General features: G+C 70.5%; 3 protein-coding genes. All 3 read left to right on the forward strand.

Translation table 11 applies throughout. The features are described 5' to 3' along the window. Positions 1–1023, forward strand: a 1023-nt coding sequence (sucB, locus tag L0P92_RS41895) for a 2-oxoglutarate dehydrogenase, E2 component, dihydrolipoamide succinyltransferase (RefSeq protein WP_234768382.1), incomplete at its 5' end; no start/stop codon positions are given. Between the two features lie 369 nt (positions 1024–1392). Further along, positions 1393–2016, forward strand: a complete 624-nt coding sequence (locus L0P92_RS41900; RefSeq protein ID WP_234768383.1) for a GntR family transcriptional regulator — start codon at positions 1393–1395, stop codon at positions 2014–2016. Between the two features lie 331 nt (positions 2017–2347). After that, positions 2348–5050 (forward strand): pyruvate dehydrogenase (acetyl-transferring), homodimeric type, encoded by a 2703-nt coding sequence (gene aceE / locus L0P92_RS41905; RefSeq protein WP_234768384.1) that lies wholly within the window; start codon positions 2348–2350, stop codon positions 5048–5050. The last annotated feature ends 192 nt before the right edge of the window (positions 5051–5242 follow it).

The following is a 5242-nucleotide window of genomic DNA, read 5'->3' on the forward strand; positions in this document are numbered from 1 at the left end:
GCCGCCGAGGCCGCGAAGGCCGCCGCCGCTGCTCCGGCCCCGGCCGCTGCCGCAGCTCCGGCCGCCGCCAAGGCGACCGACGAGGGCGCCTACGTCACCCCGCTGGTGCGCAAGCTCGCCGCCGAGAACGGCGTCGACCTGGCCACCGTCAAGGGCACCGGCGTCGGCGGCCGTATCCGCAAGCAGGACGTCGTCGCCGCCGCCGAGGCCGCGAAGGCCGCCGCCGCTGCTCCGGCCCCGGCCGCTGCCGCAGCTCCGGCCGCCGCCGCTGCCAAGAAGGCGCCCGCCCTGGAGGCCTCCCCCCTCCGTGGCCAGACCGTCAAGATGCCGCGCATCCGCAAGGTCATCGGCGACAACATGGTCAAGGCGCTGCACGAGCAGGCGCAGCTGTCGTCGGTCGTCGAGGTCGACGTCACGCGTCTGATGAAGCTGCGCGCCCGGGCCAAGGACGCGTTCGCGGCTCGTGAGGGCGTCAAGCTCTCCCCGATGCCGTTCTTCGTCAAGGCCGCGGCCCAGGCGCTGAAGGCGCACGCGCCGATCAATGCCAAGATCAACGAGGGCGAAGGCACGATCACCTACTTCGACACCGAGAACATCGGTATCGCGGTGGACTCCGAGAAGGGCCTGATGACCCCGGTCATCAAGCACGCCGGCGACCTCAACATCGCCGGTATCGCCAAGGCCACGGCCGACCTGGCGGGCAAGGTCCGCGCCAACAAGATCACGCCCGACGAGCTGTCCGGCGCGACCTTCACCATCTCCAACACCGGTTCGCGCGGTGCGCTCTTCGACACGATCATCGTGCCGCCGGGCCAGGTCGCGATCCTCGGCATCGGCGCGACCGTGAAGCGTCCCGCCGTGATCGAGACGGAGGAGGGCACGGTCATCGGCGTCCGCGACATGACGTACCTGACCCTGTCCTACGACCACCGCCTGGTGGACGGCGCCGACGCGGCCCGTTACCTGACGGCGGTCAAGGCGATCCTGGAGGCGGGCGAGTTCGAGGTCGAGCTCGGCCTGTAATCGCCGACCAGCAGTACGACGCCCCGTCCGGAACTTTCTCCGGGCGGGGCGTCATTTTTTTGGGGCGCCTGAGAGCTCGGTGCGGTTCGTCGATTGGCGGGTGCGGGTGGTTCGTGGTTGCTCGCGCAGTTCCCCGCGCCCCTTGAGGTAGGCGCGGTGGACCCACCTGAAGGGGCGCGGGGAACTGCGCGACCAGCCAACGACCACCCGCACCCGCCCGACAACCCCGCGCACCGAGCTCTCAGGCGCCCCGCCCCCAGTCACCCCGTGTAAGTCTCGTCTCACCTGCACCAAAGCACCCCCGTCGGCCCACCCAGCGGAGCGCAACGGCCGTATTGTCTAAACGTCAACGCGCCCTAAGGAGCCCTCATGACCGCCCCCGTCATCCACTCGCTGCGCGAACAGATCCGCGAGCACATCCTGGAGGGGATCATCAGCGGTCGCTGGCAGCCGGGCGAGCGAATCGTGGAGCGGCGGATCGCCACCGAACTGGAGGTCAGCCAGACGCCGGTGCGCGAGGCGCTGCGCGAGCTGGAGTCCCTGCGCCTGATCGAGTCGGCGCCGAACAAGGGCGTACGCGTACGGAGTCTGACGGCCGCCGACCTGGAGGAGAGCTACCCGGTGCGGGCCGGCCTGGAGGCCATCGCCGCGGAACTCGCGGCCGACCGCCTCGCCGATGACTGCTCCGCCCTGGAGCCCCATGTCTCCGCGCTGTACGAGGCCGACCGCGAGGCCGACGGCACGGCCCAGGTGCGGCACACGGTCGCCTTCCACCGCGAGCTGGTGCGCGCCGCGGGCAACTCGGTGCTGCTGCACACCTGGGAGGGCCTCGGCATCGAGGTGTTCACGGCGCTGTCCATCCGGTGGCTGGGCACGGTGCAGCAGTCGTACGCGGAGGAGCACGCGGAGCTGGTGGCCGCGTTCAAGCGCCGCGATCCCCGCATCGCCGACCTGGTCAAGAGCCACGTCCTCGGCTGCGCACCCCGGGCCTGACAAGCGCCCTGAAAGGGCGGCGCGGGGCTGTGCGGACTGCTCCCGAGCTCATCCGCGCTCACCCCTCCTCACCTGCGCAAACCGCCGACGGAGCCGTCACCCCGTGCCACTGCCGAAGGCACCCCGTGCCGACTTTCTCGTGATCAAGAGGTTTTCGCCCTCAACCCTTTGATCGATCATCGATCAGCGAGTTATTGTCGCCGACGGGCCACGCGGCAGAGCCGCAAGGTGCCACCGCACCGCGGCCCTCCGCCCTGTCCTGCCAAAGACAAAGGGCACCCCCGAACCCTTACCGATGAGGGAACCCCCTTCGACTGAGGAAGGCGGCGACATGACCGACCCCAACGCCATCCAGCCGAGCGCGCTCGACCAGCTCCCCGACCGCGACCCGGAGGAGACCGCCGAATGGCAGGCCTCCCTGGACGCGGTCGCCAAGGCGGCAGGTCCGCACCGCGCCGCATACCTGATGCGCCGCACGCTGGAGAGGGCCGAGGGCACCGGCATCGCGCTGCCCAAGCTCCTCGAGACCGACTACGTCAACACCATCCCGACCTCCGCCGAGCCCGCCGTGCCCGGTGACGAGGCGATGGAGTCCCGTATCACCGCGTGGAACCGCTGGAACGCGGCCGCCATGGTGACCCGGGGCAGCAAACACGGCGTCGGCGGCCACATCGCCACCTTCGCCTCCGCGGCCTGGCTCTACGAGACCGGCTTCAACCACTTCTTCAAGGGCAAGGAAGCCGACGGCTCGGGCGACCAGCTCTACATCCAGGGCCACGCCTCCCCCGGCATCTACGCCCGCGCCTTCCTCGACGGCCGCCTCACCGAGCAGCACCTCGACAACTTCCGTCAGGAGTCCGGCGGCAACGGCCTGCCGTCCTACCCGCACCCGCGCCGCCTGCCCTGGCTGTGGGAGTTCCCGACGGTGAGCATGGGCCTCGGCCCGCTCTCCGCCATCTACCAGGCGCGCTTCAACCGCTATCTGACGGCGCGCGGCATCAAGGACGTCTCGAACTCCCACGTCTGGGCGTTCCTCGGCGACGGCGAGATGGACGAGCCGGAGTCCACGGCGGCACTCGCCCTGGCCTCCCGCGAGGGCCTGGACAACCTGACCTTCGTCATCAACTGCAACCTGCAGCGCCTCGACGGCCCGGTGCGCGCGAACTTCAAGATCGTGCAGGAGCTGGAGGCCCAGTTCCGCGGCGCCGGCTGGAACGTCGTGAAGTCGCTGTGGGGCACGGCCTGGGACGAGCTGTTCCAGCTCGACACCACCGGGGCGCTGGTACGCCGGCTGCGCGAGGTACCCGACGCGCAGGTGCAGACGTACCAGACCCGTGACGCCGCCTACATCCGCCAGGACTTCTTCGGCAAGGACCCGGCGCTCGTGGAGCTGGCGAAGCTGCTCAGCGACGACAAGATCCTCGAGTGCTTCCACCTCTCCCGCGGTGGCCACGAGGCCCGCAAGGTCTTCGCGGCGTACAAGGCGGCCCTGGAGTTCAAGGGCGCGCCGACCGTGATCCTGGCCCAGACCGTCAAGGGCTTCACCCTCGGCGAGGGCTTCGCGTCGAAGAACGCCAACCACCAGATGAAGAAGCTGACGGTGGACGAGTTCAAGGCGATGCGCGACCTGCTGGAGCTGCCGATCAAGGACAGCGACTTCGTCGACGGGGTCGTCCCCTACGGCCACCCCGGCGCCGACTCCCCCGAGGTCCGCTACCTCCAGGAGCGCCGCGCGGCCCTCGGCGGTCCCGCCCCGGCCCGTCGCGTGCACCCGGTGGCGCCGCTGCCGGCCCCCGCCGAGAAGGCGTTCGCGTCCTTCGACAAGGGCTCGGGTTCGCAGAACGTGGCGACCACGATGGCCTTCGTCCGCCTGATCAAGGACCTGGTCCGCGACAAGGAGACGGGCAAGCGCTGGGTGCCGATCGTCCCCGACGAGGCGCGCACCTTCGGCATGGAGAGCCTCTTCCCGTCCCTCGGGATCTACTCCCCCAAGGGCCAGACGTACGAGCCGGTCGACCGTGACCAGCTGATGTACTACAAGGAGGCCAAGAACGGCCAGATCCTCAACGAGGGGATCACCGAGGCCGGTTCGATGGCCGACTTCATCGCCGCGTCCACCGCGTACTCCACGCACGGTGAGGCGATGATCCCGTTCTACATCTTCTACTCGATGTTCGGCTGGCAGCGCACGGCCGACCAGATGTGGCAGCTCGGCGACCAGCTCGGCCGCGGCTTCCTGGTCGGTGCGACGGCGGGCCGTACGACCCTGACGGGTGAGGGCCTGCAGCACGCCGACGGCCACTCCCCCGTCATCGCGGCGACGAACCCGGCGGCGCTGACGTACGACCCGGCGTTCGCGTACGAGGTCGCGACGATCGTGCGCGATGGCCTGCGCCGCATGTACGGCGAGGCGGCGCCGGGTGAGGACCCGAACGTCTTCTACTACCTCACGGTGTACAACGAGCCGCTCCCGCAGCCGGCGAAGCCCTCCGGGCTCGGCATCGACGAGGGCATCGTCAAGGGTCTGTACCGCTTCAGCACGGCGGAGTCGGCCGAGCTGTCCCCGGCGGCGAACGCCCCGCGCATCCAGCTGCTCGGCTCCGGCACGGCGATCCACTGGGTCATCGAGGCGCAGAAGCTGCTCGCGGAGGAGTGGGGCGTGGCGGCCGACGTGTGGTCCGCGACGTCCTGGACGGAGCTGCGGCGGGACGCCCTGGAGGCGGACGCGGCGCTGCTGCGGGGCGAGGAGCGGGTGCCGTACGTCCGTCAGGCGCTGCAGGGGGCCGAGGGGCCGGTGCTGGCGGTCTCCGACTACATGCGCCAGGTTCCGGACCAGATCGCGCAGTGGGTCGAGCAGGACTACTCCTCGCTCGGTGCCGACGGCTTCGGTCTCTCCGACACCCGCGAGGCGGCCCGCCGCCACTTCGGCGTCGACGCCCAGTCGATCGTCGTCGCGGCCCTCGCCCAGCTCGCCCGACGGGGCGAGGTCAAGGCGACGGCGGTGAAGGAAGCCCGGGAGCGCTACGGCCTGTAGCCCGGAAGGTTCCACGCCCCCGCCGCCCCTACCCGTCCCATCCCCAGGGGCTCCGCCCTTCGACCCCGGGGGGTCATTTCTTCGGGTGCGGGTGGGCGGGGGCTGGTCGCGCAGGTCCCCGCGCCCCTTTCTGGGGCTCCGCCCCAGACCCCGCTCCTCAAACGCCGGAGGGGCTGGATTTGCCGGCCGGGC

This window comes from Streptomyces muensis, assembly GCF_021474425.1.
GTDB classification, from domain to species: domain Bacteria; phylum Actinomycetota; class Actinomycetes; order Streptomycetales; family Streptomycetaceae; genus Streptomyces; species Streptomyces muensis.